Here is an 18,632-nt window from a genome sequence, read left to right as displayed (position 1 = left end):
GCGATCGTGCTGGTGCCGCTGTTGATGGTCGTGGTGCGCGGGCTCTGGACGCGCACGTGCGATCCGGGGTTCGGCGTCCGCGCCTTCGGCGCGCTGGCGCTGGCGTCGACGGTGCTCGCGGCGGGCAGCGGCGCCGCGATCGCGCTGATCGTCGGCCCGCGCCGATGGCTGGGCGCGCTCGCGCCGTACCTGGTGCTCCTCGCGCTGATCGCGCTGGGCGTGCAGCGGTTCCGCTCGGCGCCCCCGGTCTGGAGCTACAGCCCGCTGGTCGGGTTCTTCCCCGGCAACCTCTACGACGAGGACATCCAGCTGCGCGCCGCGCTGGGCTGGGCCCGGCTCGAGCAGCTCGCGACCGTGCTGGCCGCGCTGGCCGCGGTCGCGGCCCGGTACGATCGCGCGACGGTGGCGCTGCGCTGGCGCGGCCGCGGGCTGGCGTGGCGGCCGGCCACGGGCGCGGTCGTCGCCGCGCTCGTCGCGCTGGGGCTGCGGGCGTCGGCCGGCTCGCTCGGCTACGCGATCGACGCCGGCGACATCGCCGCCGAGCTCGGCGGGGAGTACCGCACCGCGCACTTCGTGATCCGCTACGACGACACCCCGGCGATCCGCGCCGACCTGGCGCTGATCGCCGCGGACCACGAGTTCCGCCTGGCGCAGGTGTGCGCGGCGATCGGCGTCACGCCGGCGGAGGTCGGCACGATCCACGCGTTCTACTTCGCGACCGCCGAGCGCAAGGCCGCGCTGATGGGCGCGCGCCACGTCGAGATGGCCAAGCCGTGGCTCCGGCAGATCTACGTCACCCACGAGGACTTCCCGCACCCGTCGCTGCGCCACGAGATCGCGCACGTCGTCGCCGGGCGCTTCGGCGACCCGTGGTTCCACGTCGCCGCCCGGCGCGTGCTCGGGCTGCCGGTGCTGGTCAACCCCGGGCTGATCGAGGGCCTCGCGGTGGCGCTCGACTGGCCGGGCTCGAGCCGATCGATGACCCCGCACCAGGCGATGCGGGCGATGGAGCAGCTGGGCTTCGCGCCCGATCCGTCGGAGGTGTTCTCGGTCCGGTTCCTGACGCTGTCGTCGGCGCGCGGCTACACCGCGGCCGGCTCGTTCATGCGCTTCCTGCTCGACACCTACGGCGCCGCGCCGGTGCGCGCGGTCTACGCGTCGGGCGGCGACTTCGCGGGCGCGTTCGGCAAGCCGCGGGCCGCGCTGGTGGCCGAGTGGCGCGCGATGCTCGCGACGATCACCGTGCCCGCCGCCGACCTCGAGGCCGCGCGCGAGCGGTTCCGCCAGGGCGGCGTGTTCGAGCGGCCGTGCCCGCACGCCCGGGCCCGGCGCGAGGCCGAGGCCGGCCGCCGGCTGCAGCGCGGCGATCGCCGCGGCGCGATCGCGCTCTTGCGCGGGCTGTGCCGGGACGCGCCCGACGAGCCCGGCGCCAACCTCACGCTGGCGGCGGTGCTGGTCGCCGGCGACGAGCGCGATCAGGCCGAGGGCCAGGCCGCCTACGTCCGGTGGGCGTCGCCCGAGCGCGGCGCGCCGATCCGGGCGATCGCGCTCGAGGCGCTGGCGCGGCTAGCCGGCCGCGCCGGCGATCGCGTCGGCGCGCAGGCCCGGGTCGACGAGGCCCTGGCGCTGCCGCTCGACGACGAGCGTCGGCGCACGTTCGAGGCGATGGACCAGGCGCTGCGCTCGCCCAGCGTCGCGGGGCCGTTCCTGCGCGGCTACTTCTTCGGCAGCGGCGACGACGACCTGGCGTGGGCGGCGATGGCGGTCGCGCTCGATCCGACCGACGCGTTCGCGCGCTACCTGCTGGCGCTGCAGCTCATCGAGCGCCGGTTCCCGGTGATCGCGACGGTCGTCCTCGACGGCGCCCTGGCCGCGGGCCTGCCGTCGCCGCGGTTCGTGCGCGCCGCCGGCCGCCGCCTCGCGATCGCCGCGTGGCGCGCCGACGACCGGCCCGCGCTCGAGCGGGCCGCGGCGCGGCTGGCCGCGACCGGCGTCGAGGTCGACGCGGCGCTGGCCGCGGACTGGCGCGCGCGCGCGGCCGCCGCCCGCTGATCGCCGTCGACACGCGCGCACGAGCACGTCCCGGTCGCGGCGCGGCCGCCGCCGGTCACAGCCCCGCGACGAACTTCCAGCGGTCGCCCGACCACTCGAGCACGAGCTCGTTCTGGTCGCGCTTGTCGGTCCGGCGGTCGTGGCCGCGGGCGTCGACGATCGTGAAGCTGGCGTCGATCAGCGCCTCGACCTTGGCGACGCACCCGACCGGCAGCTCGTCGGCCGCCGGGCACCCGCGGTGGATGCTCACGTACTTCATCGCGAACCGGATGTCGCTGGCCATGCGGAAGCGCCCGACCAGCACCTCCTTGAGCCCGTCGTAGCCGTAGTCGTCCTCGCCGCCCGCGGTGCCGCTGTCCTCGTTGTAGTTCTCGGAGGCCATCAGGAACAGCGCCTCCGCGTCGCCCTTCTCGACCGCGACCCGGTACTGCTCGATCGTCGCGAGGATCTCCCGGTTGATCCGATCGTCGTTGATGCGGGTGCCGGGGATGGTCGACGACCGGCGGGCGCACCCGGTGGCGACGGCGGCGAGAGCGAGGGCGACGAGCGCGGCGCGCGAGTGGAGCGACATCGAGCTGGACACTAGCAAGCTCCGGGCCGCGTCACGACATCGCCAGGCGCGTCCAAGTCTCCGTCCCTGCAGGGATCTCCAGAATCGTAGGCGTGCCAGAAAGGCACGATAGTCTTTGTCGGGCTTGTCAACCTGGCGAAGGTAGACGTCGGTCAGCCGCGTGATCGTGAACCGGGTCGCCGCGGCCACCAGCTCCAGCCCCAGCGCGGCGCGATCGGCGGCGGTCCACGGGACGCGGCGCTGGTGCGCCTCGATCAGGGCACGCGCGTGCTCCGCGCGGACGCCGTCGTGCCAGCACCAGTCGTTGATCGCGACCGCGACGTCGTAGACCAGCGCGCCGGTGGCCGCCTGCTCGAAGTCGAGCACGGCGCTGATCGCGTCGCCCTGCCACAGCACGTTGTCCCGGAACAGGTCGTTGTGGATGATGCCGTGGCGCGCGGCGGCGCGGTCGGCGACGCGCGCGGCCAGCTCGGCGCTGGCCGCGGTCAGCTCGACGAGCGGCGCGGCCAGCTCCGGTCGGGCGGCGGCGCGGATCGCGTCGAGCCGGCCGACGACGTCGGCCCACTGGTAGAAGCCGGCCCGGCCGTGGGCTGGCCAGCGCGCCGCGGCGCCCTGGTGCAGCAACCCGAGCGCGTCGCCGAGCCGCGCGGCGTCGGCGAGCGAGACCGCGGCGGCGTCGCGGATGGTGCCATCGACCCACGGGAAGACGCTGATCACCAGGCCGCGGTGCGCCAGCCACCGCCGGCCGGCGATCGCTCGCGGCACCGGGGTCGGCAGCCCGGCGGCGGCCAGCGCCGCGACCAGGTCGCCCTCCCAGGAGACGTCGTCGGGGTGCTTGCCCTCGTTGACCCGGACCATCCACCGACGGTCGGCGCAGGTCAGCGCGAAGTTCGAGTTGATCGTGCCGGCGTCGATCGGCGCCAGCGCCGTCACCGGCCCGAGGTCCGCGGCGCGCGCGATGGCGGCGGCGTCGGCGAGGTCGAGCACGGTGAACGTGGCCACGGGGCGAGCATAGTGGATCGGCTCCGCGGTACAGTCGAGCCGTGGACGACGCGCAGCGCGCGGCCCTGGCCGCCCAGCACCTCGATCTACCCCGACGTGCGGCCAAGATCATCGCCGCGCGCGTGCGCGAGCACGTCGACTTCGACGATCTGGTCGCGCTGGGCAACCTGGGCCTGGCCGAGGCGGTCGACCGCTACGACCCCGCCGCCGGCGCCAGCTTCCGCACGTTCGCGTGGTACCGGGTCCAGGGCGCGATCCTCGACGGCGTCCGCCGCAACACCAACCTGCCCCGGCGGGTGTGGGCCCGGCTGACCGCGCTCACGGCGACCGCCGAGTACCTCGAGGCCTCGGGCGGCCGCGCCGCCGCCGCGCGCGCCACCGCCGCGACCCCGACCACCGCCGACCGGCTGCGCGAGGTCCAGCCCGCCCTCGGCGCGATCCGGACGATGTGCATGGTCTCGATCGACGTCGTGCCCGAGGACACCTTCGCCCAGGACACGCCCGCCCTCGATGACGCCCTGGGCCGTCGGCGCCAGGCCGAGGCGCTGCACGCGGCCCTGGCCAAGCTGCCCGAGCGCGAGCGCGCGCTGCTCACGGCGCACTACGTCGACGGCCTGACCCTGCTCGACGCCGGCGCCGCGATGGGCATGTCGAAGTCCTGGGCCAGCCGGCTGCACGCGCGCGCGGTCGATCAGCTGCGCGCGCTCCTGGCCGAGGACACACCGGCGCCGTGATCCGCGGGGGCCCGGGGTGTCCCGACGCTCAGACCTTGGTGGGCAGATCGTCGAGCGCGACGGCGCCGACGTCGTGATCAGCGCGGGCGCCCGGGCGCGGCCCGACGCTCAGACCTCGGTCGGCAGATCGTCGAGCGCGACGGCGCCGACGTGGGCGCCGGCGGCGTCCCGACGCTCAGGCCGGTCGACAGGTCGTCGAGCGCGACGGCGCCGACGTCGGGCTCAGCGCGGGCGCCGGCGGTGTCCCGACGCTCAGACCTTGGTGGGCAGGTCGTCGAGCGCGACGGCGCCGACGTCGTGATCCGCGCGGGCGCCGACCGGCGGTGGCCCGATCAGACCTTGGTGGGCAGGTAGTCGAGCGCGACGTAGAGCACGCCGTGCGCGAGCGTGAGCACGACCGCGAGCCACAGCGTCGCGCGCACGCCGTCGATCTGCAGCCACTTCTTGTTCTGGAACACGCGCAGGGTCGCGATCAGGAACAGCAGGTTGATCACGAGCGGCATCGCGAACCACGCCACGTTGAACGTGGCGAGGTTGAGCACCGGGCGGAGCATCCAGTACAGCCCCACATTGAAGACCGCGAACATGCCCGCGACGAGGGGCAGCGCCCACCGCGGCTCGATCTTGATCTTCGCGTTCTTGCGGGTCGCGAACCAGAACACCAGCGTGAACGCCACCAGGCGGATCGCGAGCTTGATCAAGATCCACGTCATGGCGACAGGGTGCCACGAACCGACCGGGGCGGCGAGGTAGGTGTCGGTCACGCGGTGCGTCCCGCGCCGAGCGCGTAACACGCCAGGATCATGGAGAAAATTCCAGATCTCGTGACAATTGTCATCACGAGGTTACATTTATGCGGACAATTGTCTTTGTGCGATTACAGTTGTGGTATGGCTACGCTAACCGCAGATCGGAGTGATCGCTGGGTGGCTGGCTCTGGCCTGGCGGCGGCCTTCGCCGCCCTGCCCCTTCCAGCCCACGCCCACAGCCCGGAGCTGGCGGCGGTGCTCGCGGTCGGCGCGATCGCGGCGCTGGCGGGCTTTCGCTGGGGCGTCGCGGTGATCGTCCTGGCCGAGGTGTTCCTGGTCGCGGCGGTGTGGCCGCTGGCGATCCTGGCGCGCCCGCCCAGCGTCGCGGCGCAGATCGCCGTGGCGATCGCGTGCGTCGGCGCGGTGCCGGGCATGATCCGGCTGGCCCGCGGCGGCTGTGAGGTCGTCGACCTGCTGGGCGTGTCAGCGCGGTGGCGTCGCCCGACCGCGCGCGCGCTGGTGCTGGCGAGCGGCGCGCTCTGGACCTGGCCGGCGTTCGTCGGCCACGGCTGACCGGCGACGCTGGCGGCCGGCGTTCGTCGGCCACGGCTGACCGGCGCACGCTGGCGGCCGGCGTTCGTCGGCCACGGCTGACCGGCGCGGACGCTGGCGGCCGGCGCGCTCGTCGGCCACGGCCGGCGGCGACGCGCCCGCTGAGATCAGCCGACCCAGGCGCGGGCGCTGTGAAACATCGCGCGCCACGCCGAGCGCGGGCTGCGCTCGGGGTGCGGCATCAGGATCGTGACGCGGCCGTCGGTGGTCGTGACGCCGGTGACGCCGTCGGGCGAGCCGTTAGGGTTGGCGGGGTACCGCGCGGCGGCCCGGCCGAGCCCGTCGACGAACCCGAGCGCGACCTGCCCGGCCGCGGTCAGCGCCGCGAGATCGCCGGGGGCCCGCTCGGCGGCGCGGCCCTCGCCGTGCGAGACCACGATGCCGAGCCGCGCGCCGACCAGGTCGCGGAAGAAGATCGACGGGCTCGCGCGGACCTCGACCAGCGCGCGCCGGGCCTCGAACTGCTCGGAGCGGTTGCGCACGAAGCGCGGCCAGCGCTCGGCGCCGGGGATGAGATCGTGCAAGGCCGCCATCATCTGGCAGCCGTTGCAGACGCCGAGGCCGAAGGTGTCGGGCCGGGCGAAGAACCCGGTGAGCGCGGCCCGCGCGGTCGCGCCGTAGCGGACGCTCTTGGCCCAGCCCTGGCCGGCGCCGAGCACGTCGCCGTACGAGAAGCCGCCGACCGCGACCAGGCCGCGGAACGACGCGAGGTCGGCGCCGGCGTGCAGCTCGGTCATGTGCAGGTCGACCGCCTCGAACCCGGCGGCGTCGAAGCCGGCGGCCATCTCGACGTGCGAGTTGCAGCCCTGCTCGCGCAGGATCGCGACCCGCGGCCGCGGCCCGGCGTGGTGGCGGCGCGGCGGCGGCGCGACCGGCACCTCGACCAGCCCCGGATCGTCGGGATCGAGCCGCGTCGCGTGCTCCTCGTCGGCGCAGCCCGGATCGTCGCGCAGGGTCGCCATCCGCCAGGTCGTGTCGGACCACAGCGCGCGCAGCGCGTGGCGCGAGCGATCGAGCAGGACCGCGCCGTCGGCGGCGGCGATCTGGATCCGCGCGCCGGCGGTCGCGGTGCCCACGACCCAGGCGCGGTCGGCGAAGCGCGGGCCCAGCGCCGCGCGCAGCGGCGCGACGTCGGCGGCGGCGACCGCGACCACCGCGCCCGGGGCCTCGGCGAACAGCCACGCCAGCGGGTCGAGCCCGGCCGGCACGTGCAGGTCGAGGGCGGCGCCCGACGCGAACGCCAGCTCGAGCAGCGTGACCGCGAAGCCGCCGTCGGATCGATCGTGGTACGCGCGCAGCCGGCCGCGCTCGGCCTGGATCACCGCGAAGAAGCGCGCGAGGTCGCCGGCGTCGACGTCGGGCGCGGCGTCGCCGAGCTGGCCGTGGACCTGAGCCAGGCACGAGCCGCCCAGCCGCAGATCGGGCGCGGGCCCGGCGCCGCCGCAATCGATCGCGACCAGCGTGAGCGGACCGTCGTCGAGCGGCATCACCGGGGTCAGCACCCGCGCGATGTCGGTCACCGGCGCGGCCGCGGTCGCGACCAGGGTGATCGGCGACACCACCGCGTGATCGCCGCGGTCGTCGCGCCACACCGACTTCATCGACATCGAGTCCTTGCCGACCGGGATCGCGACGCCGAGCGCGACCGCGAGCTCGGCGCCGGCGGCGCGGACCGCGTCGTAGAGGCGCGCGTCCTCGCCGGGCCAGCCGGCGGCGGCCATCCAGTTGCACGACAGCTTGACGTCGCCGAGCGCGGCGATCGGCGCCGCGGCCAGGTTGGTCAGCGCCTCGGCGATCGCCAGGCGCGACGCCGCGGCCGGATCGAGCAGCGCGACCGGCGGCCGCTCGCCCATGGCCATGGCCTCGCCGGTGACGCCGACGAAGTCGGTGGCGGTGACCGCGACGTCGCCGACCGGCACCTGCCACGGGCCGACCATCGGCTCGCACACGACCAGCCCGCCGACCGAGCGATCGCCGATCGTGACCAGGAAGGTCTTGTCGGCGACGGTCGGCAGGCGCAGCACCCGCTCGAGGGCGCTGGCGACGGTGACGCCGGCGAGGTCGAGCGGCGCGAACGCCACCGGCTCGCGCCGCACGTCGCGGACCATGCGCGGGGCCTTGCCGAGGATGACGGCCATCGGCACGTCGACCGCGGGCGCGCCCAGCAGCGGATCGTCGACCCGCAGGTGCGCCGCCGCGGTGGTGTGCCCGAGCAGCGCCCACGGCGCCCGCTCGCGCGCGCACAGCGCCGCGAACTCGGCCTCGCGCCCGGGCGCGAGCGCGACGACGTAGCGCTCCTGGGCCTCGTTGCACCACAGCTCGGCCGGCGCCATCGCCGGATCGCCCGACGGGATGGCCCGCAGATCGAAGCGCGCGCCGCGCCCGCCGCCGTGGGCCAGCTCGGGCAGCGCGTTCGACAGGCCGCCGGCGCCGACGTCGTGGATCGACAGCATCGGGTTGGCGTCGCCGAGCGCCCAGCACGCGTCGATCACCTCCTGGCACCGGCGCTGGATCTCGGCGTTGTCGCGCTGCACCGACGCGAAGTCGAGCTCGGCGTGCGACGCGCCCTGGGCCATCGACGAGGCCGCGCCGCCGCCGAGGCCGATCAGCAGCGCCGGCCCGCCCAGCACGCCGAGCGGCGCGTCGGGCGGCAGCGGCAGCTTGTCGACGTGGCCGGCCCGGACGTTGCCGACGCCGCCGGCGATCATCACCGGCTTGTGGTAGCCGCGCACCTCGGGCCCGCGCGGGCCCGGCGCGTCGAGCTCGAAGGTGCGGAAGTAGCCGGCGATCGCGGGCCGGCCGAACTCGTTGTTGAACGCGGCGCCGCCGAGCGGGCCGTCGAGCATGATGTCGAGCGCGCTGGCGATGCGCTCGGGCTTGCCGTGATCGACCTCCCACGGCTGGATCGCGCCCGGCAGGCGCAGGTTCGACACGGTGAAGCCGACGAGGCCGGCCTTGGGCTTGGCGCCGCGGCCGGTGGCGCCCTCGTCGCGGATCTCGCCGCCCGAGCCGGTGGCCGCGCCCGGGAACGGCGCGATCGCGGTCGGGTGGTTGTGGGTCTCGACCTTGAGCAGCACGTGGACCGGCTCGGCGTGGCCGCGGTAGACCCGATCGCCGTCGGGGAACAGCCGCACGCCGGCGGACCCGGCGAAGACCGCGGCGTTGTCGTGGTAGGCCGAGAGCACCCCGGCCGGGCTGGCCGCGGTCGAGGCCTTGATCAGCTGGAACAGCGAGCGCTCCTGGGCGGCGCCGTCGATCACGAACTGGGCGTTGAAGATCTTGTGCCGGCAGTGCTCGCTGTTGGCCTGCGCGAACATCATCAGCTCGACGTCGGTCGGGTCGCGGCCCAGCGTGGCGTAGGCGTCGACGAGGTAGTCGATCTCGTCGGGCGCGAGCGCCAGGCCCAGCGCGCGATCGGCCGCGGCCAGGGCCGCGTGGGGGGCCGCGCCGAGCGCGATCGTGCCGAGCGGCCGCGGCGCGCCGGCGGCGAACAGCGCGGCGCCGTCGAGCGCGTCGAGCACGCTCTCGGTCATGCGATCGGCCAGCGCGCGCTCGAGCGGCCCGCGCGCGCTCGGCACGCCCCGCAGCGTCCACGCCACCGCGCGCTCGACCCGGGTCACCGCGGCCAGGCCGCTGGTGTGGGCGATGTCGGTGGCCTTGCTCGACCACGGCGAGATCGTGCCGACCCGCGGCACGACGTAGAGCCGGGTCGCGCCGGCCGGCGTCGCCAGGTCGGGCGCGCGCTCGAGCAGGCCGGCGAGGATCTCGTCCTCGGCGGCGGTCAGCGGCCGCGCGGCCGCGACCACGTAGACGTGGTCAGCGGCGAGCACGTCGAGGCCGGGGCACGCCGCGATCAGCGCCGCGCGCCGCCGCGCCAGCCGCGCCGGCGCCAGCGCCGGGCCGCCCGGGACGATCGCGATCACGCCGCCCCCAGCGCCGCGGCGATCCGCGCGTGGGCGTCGCCGGGCACCGGCGCGAACGCCGTGCCGGTCACCTGCTCGAAGCTGGCGATGTAGCGCTTGGCCGCCTCGACCCGCACGTGATCGGGCAAGGGCGGCGGCGGGCCGTCGCCGCGGTAGCCGGCCTCCTCGGCCAGGTACCGGCGCACGTACTCCTTGTCGAGGCTGCGCGGCTCCTGCCCGGCGGCCAGCCGGGCCTCGTAGTCGTCGGCGTACCAGTAACGCGACGAGTCGGGCGTGTGGATCTCGTCGATCACGATCACCTCGCCGGCCTCGGTCACGCCCATCTCGTACTTGGTGTCGGCGAGGATCAGCCCGCGCTCGGCGGCGCGGGCCTGGCCGAACGCGAACAGCCGCGCCGCGATCGCCGCGGCCTGCTCGAGCTCGTCGGCGCGCACCTGCCCCATCGCCAGGAGCTCGTCCTTGCTCACGGTCACGTCGTGGCCGTTCTTGGCGGCCTTGGTCGACGGCGTCAAGATCGGCTGCGGCAGCGGCTGGTTCTTGCGCAGGCCGTCGGGCAGCGCGTGGCCGGCGAAGGTGCGCGCGCCGGCCTCGTAGGCCTTCCACACCGAGGTCGAGGTGACGCCGGTGAGGTACGCGCGCATGACCAACTCGACCGCCAGCGGCCGCACCTCGCGGCCGATGCAGACGTTGGGATCCGGGCTGGCGACGACGTGGTTGGGCGCCAGGTGCGCGGTCTCGCGGAACCAGTACTGGGCGAGCTGGTTGAGCACCTGGCCCTTCCACGGGATGAGCCCGATCACCATGTCGAACGCGCTGAGGCGATCGGTCACGACGATCACGCGCTCGCCGCGGCTGGCGTCGATGTAGCAGTCGCGGACCTTCCCGTCGTAACGGACCAGCGGCCCGCGCCCGGCCATCGTCGTCCACGACGTGCGGTCGAGGGTGTGGGCGAGCTGGGCGTGCAAGGCGGCGTCGAGGTCCATGGCGGCTCCGGGCGCTACGGTGGGTCGCCGAGCGCGCGGGCCAGGATGGTCGGCGCGTGGCGCAGGTGGTGTTCGAGATCGAAGCAGGTGTCGAGGGTCGCGGCGTCGAGGTGCTGGCCCACGTCGGGATCAGCGCCGAGCAGCGCGCGGAACCGACCGGGCGGCGGGCCCTTGCCGGCGGCGGCGCCCTCGGCCATCGCGGCGTGAGCGCAGCGCTGGACGAACACGTAGGCCTCCTGGCGCGGCAGGCCGCGCGCGACCAGCGCCAGCAGCACGGCCTCGGAGAAGCACAGGCCGCCCGAGGCCTCGAGGTTGGCGCGCATGCGCTCGGGGTGGACCACGAGGCCGCGGACCAGGCCGGTGGCCCGGGCGACCATGAAGTCGGTCAGGATCGTGGCGTCGGGGAAGCTGACCCGTTCGACCGACGAGTGCGAGATGTCGCGCTCGTGCCACAGGGCCACGTCCTCGAGGCCGGCCCCGGCGTAGCCGCGCAGCAGCCGCGCCAGGCCGCACAGGTTCTCCGACAGGATCGGGTTCTTCTTGTGCGGCATCGCGCTCGAGCCCTTCTGGCCCTTGCCGAAGCCCTCCTCGGCCTCGCCGACCTCGGTCCGCTGCCAGTGGCGCACGCCCAGCGCGATCTGCTCGATCGTGGTGCCGACCATGGCCAGCGCCCACAGCACCTCGGCGTGGCGATCGCGCGCGACGATCTGGGTGGCGACGGTCTCGCCGGTGAGGCCCAGCTCGCCCAGGGCCTCGCGCTCGATGACGGGATCGAGGTTGCCGTAGACACCGACCGCGCCGGCGATCTTGCCGACGGCGATCGTGGCGCGGGCGGTCGCGACCCGGGTCCGGGCCCGGGCCAGCTCCGCGTACCAGCGGGCGAACGTGAGCCCGGCGGTGATCGGCTCGGCGTGGATGCCGTGGGACCGGCCCATGACCGGCGTCCGCGCGTGGGCCCGGGCCTGCTCGGCCAGGGCCACGGCCAGGCCGTCGAGCCCGACCAGGATGCCGTCGAGGGCGCGCACGCTCTGCAGCGCCAGCGCCGAGTCGAGCACGTCCGACGAGGTCATGCCCAGGTGCAGCCACCGCGCCGGCGCGCCGGCCAGCTCCTCGACGTGGGTCAGGAACGCGATCACGTCGTGGCGCGTGACCAGCTCGTGGGCGGCGATGCGCGCGGGATCGAGGCGACCCGCGGCGGCGGCGCGGACGGTGTCGGCGGTGCCGGCGGGGACCCGGCCGGTGCGCTCCATCGCGGCGCAGGCCGCCAGCTCGATGTCGAGCCACAGGCCGTAGCGGGTGGCGTCGGACCAGATCGCGGCGAACTCGGGGCGGCTGTAGCGGTCGATCATCGCGCGGGGTGCGGCGCGGACGGCCGCGGCGCTTCCGTACCAAGCGCGGTCGCCGGGCGCAAGGGCCGGTACGCCGCCGCGACCGGTCTGTCCCCCGGCCGGCGGTGATATACACGGGGCGGTTTGCAGACCGGAGATCTCCTCGCCGACAAGTATCGGCTCGATGTCCCGATCGGTCAGGGCGCCATGGGCGTGGTCTGGCGCGCGATCCAGCTCGAGCTGGACCGGCCGGTGGCCGTGAAGATCCTTCACGCGAACCTGGCCGAGCGCGGCGACGCCCGGGCGCGGTTCGTGCGCGAGGCCCGGGTCGCGGCCACGCTCACCCACGAGAACGCGGTGCGCGTGCTCGACTTCGGCGAGGCGCCGGGCGGCCTGTTCCTGGTGATGGAGCTGGTCGCGGGTCAGACCCTGCGCGCGTGCCTGGACGCCGCGCCGCTGCCGCGCGCCGAGGCGCTGCAGATCGCGCTGGCGATCGCGCGCGTGCTCGAGGCCGCCCACCGCATCAACCTGGTCCACCGCGACATCAAGCCCGAGAACACGTTCGTCGACCGCACCGCCGACGGGCCCGACGTGCGCGTCGTCGATTTCGGCCTGGCGTTCATCGCCGATCCGACCAGCTCGATCGGGCGCATGACCGACGAGGGCATCCTCGGCGGCACGCCGGCCTACATGTCGCCCGAGCAGGCCCGCGGCAAGGCGGTGGGCCCGGCCTCGGACGTGTACTCGCTGGGCTGCACGCTCTACGAGATGCTGGCGGGGCGACCGCCGTTCCTGGGCCAGGTGGCCGAGCTCCTGACCCGGCACGCCTACGCGCCGCCGCTGGCGCTGCGCGAGCTCGAGCTCGAGCCGCCGATCGAGCCGGCCATCGACGAGCTGGTCCTGGCGATGCTGGGCAAGAGCCCGCCGCTGCGCCCGACCGCCGCCGCGGTCGCCGCGGCCCTGGTCGCGGCGCTGACGCCCGCCGACGGCCCGAGCGGCGCGCTGCGCCTGCGCGAGCGCTCGGACCGGGTGCTGCCGCGGCCGGCGGCGCTCGACGACGGCGCCGACGATCCGGCCACGATCGCGATCGCGGTCGACGGCCCGCTCGACGAGGAGCTGCGCCTGGAGCTGGCGGTCGCCGGCGTCCGGACGCTGGCCCCGGGCGCGCCCGGGACGCCGGTGGCGGTGTTCGCGCCGGGGGCGACCCTGGCGCGCCTGGCCGAGCTGGTGGCCGCGGGGGTGCCGGTCGTCACCGACGTGCCGGCCGGCGACTTCGACGGCGTCGCCGCGCGGGTCCGGGTCGGCTGCCGGGACGCGCTGCCGCGGCCGGTCCGCGCCGAGCAGCTCGCGCGCAAGCTGCGCCGCCTCGCCGGCCACCGGCGGCCGTCGAGCGGGCCGCCCGCCAAGTGACCCTCACCTACCCGGACGCTACATGGCACCTGCCCGCCGTGGTCGGGCATGGTGCAGATCGGTCGCCTCATGCGTAGACGCTCGTTCCGCCTCCGCCTCGCCGTCATGACGACGGCCCTGGTCGTGATCCCGCTCGCGGTGATCGGCTGGGTGCTGATCGACGTCAACCGACGCGCGCTCGAGGAGACGATCCGCGGGCAGCTGCGCACGGTCGTCGCCGACCTGGCCCGGGCCGGCGATCGCGCCCTCGACGACACCGAGGCGACGTTGACCGCGATCGCGGCGACGCTGGCCGACGGCGACGCGCCCGAGGACGTGCGGGTCGCGGTCGCGCGCCGGCTGGTGTCGGCGAGCCCGACGATCGATCAGGTCGGCATCTACGACGGCGCCGGCGCGACGATCGAGGTCGTGGCCGAGCCCGGGGCCGCGCCGCTCTTGCCGGCGATCGCGCCGGCGGAGCTGCGGGCCCGCGCCGTCGACGGGCTGCCGGCGGTGAGCGCGGCCTTCACCAGCCCGAGCGGCCCGCGCGCGCTGATGATGGTGCCGGTCAAGGGCGCCGCCGCGACCTGGTACGTGCTGGCGCCGGTGTCGCTGACCGCGGTCCAGGATCAGGTCGAGCAGATCGCCCACGAGATCTTCAAGGACGACCTCGACAGCGTCTTCATCGTCGACGCCAACCTGCGGATCCTGGCCCACCCCGACCCCGAGCGCGCGTTCGCCCTGCCCCCGGCCCGCACCGACGGCGTCGTCGGCGTGCTGGCCAAGATCGGCTCGAACGACCCGGCCCGCCCGATCACGTTCGACGCGTTCGGCGTGTACCCGCGCGCCGGCGGCCGCGTCGTCGGCGCCGCGCGGAGCCTGCACGAGGTGCCGTGGGTGGTCATCGCCGAGCGCCGGGAGGCCGAGGTGTTCGCGTCGATCCCGCGGATGCGGCGCGCGGTCATCATCGCGATCGCGCTGGCGATGCTGGCGGCGGTCGGCGGCGCGCTGGTGTGGAGCGGGCGGCTCGCGGCGCCGGTGCGCGCGCTGGTGCGGTTCGCCGACGATCTGGCCCACCGCCGCTTCGATCGCCGGGTCACGATCGCGACCGGCGACGAGCTCGAGGACCTGGCCACGGCCATGTCGGGCGCGGCCGCCGACCTGGCGGCCAGCGAGGCCACGATCGCGCGCGAGCGCAAGATCCGCGGCGACCTCGGCCGCTACCTGCCGGCGCAGCTCGTCGACGAGATCGTGGCCGGCAAGCAGGACCTGCGGCTGGGCGGCCAGCGCCGGCCGATCACCGTGCTGTTCGCCGACGTCGCGTCGTTCACCAGCCTGGTCGAGCGGCTGCCGCCCGAGCACGTGGTCGCGATGCTGAACCAGCTGTTCACGATCCTGACCGAGATCGTGTTCCGCCACGGCGGCACCGTCGACAAGTTCATCGGCGACTGCGTCATGGCGTTCTGGGGCGCGCCGGCCGAGCAGCCCGATCACGCCGCCCGCGCGGTGGCCGCGGCCGAGGACATGCTGCGCTGGCTCGAGGTCGGCAACGAGGCCTGGGCGGCGCAGTACGGCGTCACGATCAACCTGGCGATCGGCATCAACACCGGCGACGCCGTGGTCGGCAACTTCGGGTCGGAGGCCCGCATGGAGTACACCTGCATCGGCGACACCGTGAACGTCGCCGCGCGGCTCGAGGCGCTGGCCCGGCCGCAGCAGATCCTGGCGTCGCGCACGACCCGCGACGCCGCGCCGGACGGCGACTACGTCGGGCTCGGGACCCACCAGGTCCCGGGCCGGGCCGAGCCGATCGAGCTGTTCGAGGTCACGACGTGACCGGCGGCGAACCGACGACGCCGGTCGGGCTCCAGCCGATCCCCGATCTCGACCAGGTCGTGCTCGGGCGCTACCGCCTGGTCGACATGCTCGGCGCCGGCGGCATGGGCACGGTGTGGCGCGCCCACGATCAGGTCCTGGGCCGCGACGTCGCGCTCAAGATCGTCACGATCACCGACGCCCTGGCCCGGGCGCGGTTCCTGCGCGAGGGCAAGCTGGCCGCGCGGCTCGACCACCGCGGCCTGTGCAAGGTCTTCGACGTCGGCCAGGAGGGGGCCCAGGGCTTCCTGGTCATGGAGATGCTCGCGGGCACGACGCTGTTCCGCGAGGCCGCCGTCGGGCTCGACCTCGGGCGGGCGCTGACGATCACCGCGGAGGTCGCCCGCGCGATGACCCACGCCCACGACGCCGGGCTGGTCCACCGCGATCTCAAGCCCGACAACGTGTTCCTCGACCGCCGCGGCGACGCCGAGCGGGCCGTCGTGATCGACTTCGGCCTGGCGTTCGCGCTCGACGGCGACGCCCAGGTCGGGCGCCTGACCAGCGCGGACGTCACCGGCGGCACGCCGGCGTACATGTCGCCGGAGCAGGCCCGCGCCGCGACGCTCACGTCCGCGTCGGACGTCTACGCGCTGGGGTGCGTGCTGTTCGAGCTGATCGCCGACCGGCCGCCGTTCGACGGCGCGCCGGCGCTGATCATGAGCCGCCACGTCTACACCGCGGCGCCGCTGCTGACGGCGCTCGCGCCGGGCGTGCCGCCGGCGGTGGCGCTGCTGGTGTCGCGCATGCTGCAGAAGGCGCCGGCCGACCGACCGACGATGCGCGAGGTCGCCGAGGAGTGCGACCGCGCCGCCCTGCGCCTGACCGCCGCGGGCTGGCACCCCGAGCCCGGCTTCGGCCGCGGCAAGGTCCACGAGGACCGCGCCCACCGGATGGTGACCCGGACCGAGACGACCCAGGCCGGGCCGACCGGCGCGCCGATCGGCGCCGTCGCGGTGCTGGGCGCGATCAGCGACGAGGTCATGGTGGCGCTCGCGGCCATCGGGATCGCGAGCGCGCGGACGGACGACCCCGCGGCCGGCCCCGCTGAGCTGGTGGTCGTCGACGGTCCGCCCGCGCTGGTCGAGCGCGCGCTGGCCAGCGGCCGCCCGGTGATCGCCACGGTCGACGCCGGGGACATCGCCGGCGCGCTGGCGCTGGCCCGGCGCGGCGCCGTCGACGTCCTCACCCGCCCCATCGCCGCCGACGCGGCCGCGCGCAAGGTCGAACGACGCCTGCGCCGCGCGAAGCCCGGGAGAACTTGATGCGCCTCACCAGCTCGATCCTCGTCGCCGCCGCGGTCGCCGCCGCGCTGACGCCTCCGGCCCACGCCGACCAGCCGCCCGACGACTACGTCGTCGGCGACGACGAGACCTGCATGGAGATCGCGGTGAAGGTGCTGGGCGACCGGCGCCTGCTGCCGGAGCTGCACCGCCTCAACCCGCAGCTCGGGCGCCTGCCGCACGCGCTCAAGGCCGGACAGGTGCTGAAGGTGCCGCACATCGAGCCGGTCGCCGACGCGCAGCTCACCAGCAAGACCGGCGACGTGCGGGTGCGCAAGCCCAGCGAGGCCGACTGGGACGCCGCCAAGCGCGGCATGGACCTGTTCCGGGCGTGGCGGGTCGGGGCCCAGGCGCGGGCCGCGGCCGAGGTGACGTTCGCCGACGCCCAGCAGCTGTACCTGCGCGAGCACACGGTCGTGATCATCTACGGCCCCGAGCGGCGGCGCGCGCGCCTCGACGCGCCCGAGGCCGTCCTCGAGCGCGGCACCCTGCGCAGCCGGCTCGGCGAGCTGACCGGCAAGCCGCTCAAGGTCACGACCCCGTCGGCGGTGGCCGAGCTGGGCCGCGGCAGCGCGGTGGTCGGGGTCGACGACGCCGGCCTGTCGATGGTCGCCAACCACGACGGCGCCGCGATCGCGCTGCGCGGCAAGGCCGGCGGGCAGGTCGCGGTCAAGTCGGGGATGGGCACGCGGGTGGCGCGCGGCAAGCGGCCCGAGCCGCCGCGGCCGCTGCCGCCGGCGCCGACCTGGCTCGACGCCGGACCGGTCGGCTTCGTCGCCGTCGGCGGCGCGGCCACCGTGACCGCGGCGTGGACCGCCGAGCCCAAGGCGGCCAGCTATCGCTTCGAGCTCTTGCGCGGCACCGCCGTGGTCGCCGCCGCGGAGCTGCCGGCGACGGTGACCCGGTTCGAGCTGTTCGGCGCGCCACCGGGCGCGTACACCGCGCAGGTGGCGTCGCTCGACAAGGACCGCCTCGAGGGCAAGCCCGGGTCCGCGCTGGCGGTGACCGTCCGTGGCATCGCGCTGGCGGCGCCGGGCGCCGACGCGCCGCCCGTGGCCGCGGCCGTCGGGGACGACGAGCCGATCGACCCGGCCCGCGCCGGCGCGCCGATCGTGGTGGCGCGCGGCACCCGGATCGTCACCGACGGCGTCACGTGCAGCGCGGGCGGCGCGCCGGCGGCGGTCGCGGTGCTGCTCACGCCGGGCCCGACCGAGGTCCGCTGCACCACCGCCGAGGGCCTGGCCCTGGCGCCGATCACCCTGGCGGTGACCGAGGTGGTGTTCGCGGCAGCGGCCGATCGAGCGGCGGTGGTCGCGGGCGGCACGACCGAGCTGATCATCGCGCTGACCGCCGACGCGCCGCTCGGCGACGCGTGGCAGCTCGAGCCGTCGGTCGGCCTGACCGTCGAGGGCACCACGCGGACCGCGACCGGCCTCCGGGCCACGCTGCGGGCCGCGGCCGACGCGCCGGTCACCGGCGTGGTCCGCGTCGTCGACGCCACCACCCAGCGCAGCCTCGGCGAGGTCGAGATCACAGTGGCGCCGATCGCGGCGACCGCCGCGACGCCGCCGCCCGCCGGGCCCGCGCCCGCGGCCGGCCCGCGCTGGACCGTCGGCGGGTTCGCCGGCGTCACGTACCTGCCGACCGGCGCGGTCGAGGGCACCGAGCTGGGCAACGCCGCGCTCGCGTCCGACGTCGTCGGCACGGGCCCGGCGGTCGGCGCGCGCGCCGCCTACTGGGTCGATCGCAACGTGTTCGTCGAGGCCGAGGTCGCGGCCATCCCGACCCGCTTCGTCGGCGCGAACCAGTCGGCGCTGGTGCTCGGCGGCCACGCCAGCGCCGGGGTCCGCATGATCGATCGCGGCCGGTTCGAGCTGCGCGCGCTTGCCAGCGCCGGCGCCTACGCGCTCACCAGCGACTCGCGCGACGCGACCGACGACGTCGACCCCGACGTCGGCTGGGGCCTGACCGGGGCCGTCGACATCGGCGACGCGATGCGGCTGCGGCTCGACGGTCGCCAGTTCATCACCGCCGACCGCGCCGGCGGCGTCACCGACATCCTCGAGGTCAACCTCGGGCTCGAGCTGCGCGTCGGCCGCGGGCGATGAAGGATTCGCGACCTCGCCCTTGC

At 75.6% G+C, this 18,632-nt stretch carries 12 protein-coding genes (1 of these 12 only partly in view); 7 read left to right on the top strand and 5 right to left on the bottom strand.

Translation table 11 applies throughout. The features are described from left to right. Positions 1–2,052: the 3' portion of a hypothetical protein gene (locus IPL61_10080; protein ID MBK9031665.1), read on the top strand. The gene continues 261 nt to the left of window position 1, outside the view; the window shows 2,052 of its 2,313 coding nt (coding positions 262–2,313); its start codon lies off the left edge, out of view; it ends in the stop codon at positions 2,050–2,052. 55 nt (positions 2,053–2,107) lie between these two features. Here the strand turns inward: IPL61_10080 and IPL61_10075 are convergent, their stop codons facing one another. Beyond that, positions 2,108–3,625, bottom strand: coding sequence for a phosphotransferase (locus IPL61_10075; protein MBK9031664.1), 1,518 nt, complete (start codon positions 3,623–3,625; stop codon positions 2,108–2,110). Between the two features lie 41 nt (positions 3,626–3,666). Between IPL61_10075 and IPL61_10070 the strand changes: the two genes are divergently transcribed. Beyond that, entirely contained in the window at positions 3,667–4,359 is a 693-nt protein-coding gene (locus IPL61_10070) for a sigma-70 family RNA polymerase sigma factor (protein MBK9031663.1), read from the top strand. A gap of 332 nt (positions 4,360–4,691) precedes the next feature. Here IPL61_10070 and IPL61_10065 read toward each other — a convergent pair whose 3' ends face one another. Further along, positions 4,692–5,072 (bottom strand): phage holin family protein, encoded by a 381-nt coding sequence (locus tag IPL61_10065; protein ID MBK9031662.1) that lies wholly within the window; start codon positions 5,070–5,072, stop codon positions 4,692–4,694. A gap of 213 nt (positions 5,073–5,285) precedes the next feature. Between IPL61_10065 and IPL61_10060 the strand changes: the two genes are divergently transcribed. After that, entirely contained in the window at positions 5,286–5,681 is a 396-nt protein-coding gene (locus IPL61_10060; GenBank protein MBK9031661.1) for a hypothetical protein, read from the top strand. Positions 5,682–5,827: 146 nt separating this feature from the next. On the opposite strand, the gene purL is transcribed toward IPL61_10060, so the two are convergent. The 3 genes from purL to IPL61_10045 are packed head-to-tail and all read right to left on the bottom strand — an operon-like array spanning position 5,828 to position 11,975. Beyond that, positions 5,828–9,640 (bottom strand): phosphoribosylformylglycinamidine synthase, encoded by a 3,813-nt coding sequence (purL, locus tag IPL61_10055; GenBank protein MBK9031660.1) that lies wholly within the window; start codon positions 9,638–9,640, stop codon positions 5,828–5,830. Further along, complete coding sequence (locus IPL61_10050) at positions 9,640–10,626, bottom strand: phosphoribosylaminoimidazolesuccinocarboxamide synthase (protein ID MBK9031659.1); 987 nt, start codon at positions 10,624–10,626, stop codon at positions 9,640–9,642. Before IPL61_10050 ends, purL begins: the two co-directional genes overlap by 1 nt. 14 nt (positions 10,627–10,640) lie before the next feature. Beyond that, entirely contained in the window at positions 10,641–11,975 is a 1,335-nt protein-coding gene (locus IPL61_10045; GenBank protein ID MBK9031658.1) for an adenylosuccinate lyase, read from the bottom strand. 123 nt (positions 11,976–12,098) lie between these two features. Here IPL61_10045 and IPL61_10040 point away from each other — a divergent pair, with 123 nt between their 5' ends. The 4 genes from IPL61_10040 (at position 12,099) to IPL61_10025 (ending at position 18,609) form a co-directional block, all read left to right on the top strand. Further along, on the top strand, positions 12,099–13,364 hold the full coding sequence (locus IPL61_10040) for a serine/threonine protein kinase (protein MBK9031657.1): 1,266 nt from the start codon (positions 12,099–12,101) through the stop codon (positions 13,362–13,364). A 69-nt stretch (positions 13,365–13,433) separates the two neighbouring features. Then, positions 13,434–15,179 (top strand): hypothetical protein, encoded by a 1,746-nt coding sequence (locus IPL61_10035; protein ID MBK9031656.1) that lies wholly within the window; start codon positions 13,434–13,436, stop codon positions 15,177–15,179. Next, on the top strand, positions 15,176–16,483 hold the full coding sequence (locus IPL61_10030; GenBank protein MBK9031655.1) for a serine/threonine protein kinase: 1,308 nt from the start codon (positions 15,176–15,178) through the stop codon (positions 16,481–16,483). The genes IPL61_10035 and IPL61_10030 overlap by 4 nt, the downstream gene beginning before the upstream one ends. Continuing rightward, positions 16,483–18,609 (top strand): hypothetical protein, encoded by a 2,127-nt coding sequence (locus IPL61_10025; GenBank protein MBK9031654.1) that lies wholly within the window; start codon positions 16,483–16,485, stop codon positions 18,607–18,609. The genes IPL61_10030 and IPL61_10025 overlap by 1 nt, the downstream gene beginning before the upstream one ends. Positions 18,610–18,632: the final 23 nt, after the last annotated feature.

It is taken from the genome of Myxococcales bacterium (assembly GCA_016717005.1).
Lineage (GTDB): Bacteria > Myxococcota_A > Polyangia > Haliangiales > Haliangiaceae > UBA2376.
The sequence above is the reverse complement of the archived record's forward strand: the minus strand, read 5'-3'. Positions and strand labels throughout refer to the sequence as shown.